The organism is Bradyrhizobium sp. 160 (genome assembly GCF_023073735.1).
Lineage (GTDB): Bacteria > Pseudomonadota > Alphaproteobacteria > Rhizobiales > Xanthobacteraceae > Bradyrhizobium.
This window is the reverse complement of record NZ_JADPKD010000042.1, coordinates 1-1723: the sequence shown is the minus strand read 5'-3', so window position 1 is coordinate 1723 and position 1723 is coordinate 1. Positions and strand designations below refer to the sequence as shown.

2 protein-coding genes are annotated in these 1723 nt (G+C 62.2%); both read right to left on the bottom strand.

What is annotated here, in order from left to right:
• The coding region (locus IVA98_RS17525; RefSeq protein ID WP_247355261.1) for a phosphotransferase family protein at positions 1-827 on the bottom strand (827 nt) is incomplete at its 3' end.
• 152 nt (positions 828-979) lie between these two features.
• A partial coding sequence (locus IVA98_RS17520; RefSeq protein WP_247355260.1) for an acyl-CoA dehydrogenase family protein occupies positions 980-1723 on the bottom strand: 744 nt, incomplete at its 5' end.

Below are 1723 nucleotides of genomic sequence, written 5' to 3'. Positions count from 1 at the left end.
GGGATGTTGAGCGCCTTGAGGTCGACGCCCTCGAGGCCCGGCATGATCCACTGCATCAACAGATAGGTGAAGTCGGCCATGGGATCGCCGAGCGTCGACAGCTCCCAGTCCAGCACCGCCTGCACCCGCGGTTCCGTCGCGTGGAAAATCATGTTGTCAAGGCGATAGTCGCCGTGGACGATGGAGACGCGCGCCTGCTCCGGCACGGTCTTGGGCAGCCATTCGGCGACCTTCTCGAACTCTGGAATGTGCTGGGTTTCGGAGGCGCGGTATTGCTTGGTCCAGCGATCGATCTGGCGCGCGAAATAATTGCCGGGCTTACCGAAGTCGCCGAGGCCGATCGCAACCGGATCGAACATGTGGAGCTTCGCCAGCGTCTCGATCTTGCTGGTGAAGATCTTTCGGCGCACATCGGCATTCTGGCTCGGCAGCGTTGGATCCCAGAACACGCGGCCCTCTTCCATCGACATGATGTAGAAGGCAGCGCCAATGACGCTATCGTCCTGGCACAGCGCATAGGCGCGTGCGACCGGAAAGCCTTGCTTTCCAAGCGCTGCAATCACGCGGTATTCGCGATCGACGGCGTGCGCCGAAGGCAGCAATTTGCCGAATGGCTTTCGGCGCATCACATAGGAACGGTTCGGCGTGTCGAGCCGGTAGGTCGGGTTGGACTGGCCGCCCTTGAACTGGAGCACGACCAGCGGGCCCTCATAGCCTTCGACGTTGTCGCGCATCCAGGCCTCGAGCCGCAGCTCGTCGAAACGATGCCGCTCCTCGACCGGCTTGGTGCCCGAGAACTCCTCGTCTTTCCTGACGCCGTCAGCCACGGTGACGCTCCCTCTTCAGTCCCGACCATTTCAGGTCGAGCATGATCCTAATCGGTAACCACTGACGCACTTGCGTCAAGCGGTCATCCGACGCGGATCATGCCCTGTCGTTTCTTCAAGTCGGGAGCGCCGTCCGGCTCTCCCGCTTCATTTTAGCGACTTGGAGAGTTTGCATACTTCCGAAGTTCAAGTCTGGCAATGGCGCGATTGTGCACCTCGTCCGGACCGTCGGCGAGCCTCAGCGTGCGAATGTGGGCGTAGTCCTTGGCAAGGCCGGCCTCGTCCGACACGCCCGCGCCGCCAAAGGCTTGGATCGCCTCGTCGATGATCTTCAGCGCCATATTGGGAGCTGCGACCTTGATCATGGCGATCTCGGCCTGCGCAGTCTTGTTGCCGACCTTGTCCATCATGTCGGCGGCCTTGAGGCACAGAAGACGCGTCATCTCGATATTGGTGCGGGCCTCGCCAATGCGCTGCTCCCACACCGAGTGCTCGACGATCTTCTTGCCGAAGGCGGTGCGCGAGGCGAGCCGCTTCACCATCTTCTCCAGCGCCTCCTCGGCCTTGCCGATGGTGCGCATGCAGTGATGGATACGGCCCGGACCGAGGCGGCCCTGCGCGATCTCGAAGCCGCGGCCTTCCCCTAACAGGATGTTCTCCTTCGGCACGCGCACGTTCTCGAGCAGCACTTGGGCATGGCCGTGCGGGGCGTGGTCGAAGCCGAACACCGGCAGCATCTTCTCGACCTTGATGCCTTGCGTGTCGAGCGGAACCAGGATCTGCGACTGCTGCTGGTGCTTGGCCGCCTTGAAATCGGTCTTGCCCATCAGGATCGCGATCTTGCAGCGGGGATCGCCGACGCCGGACGACCACCATTTGCGGCCGTTGATGACGTA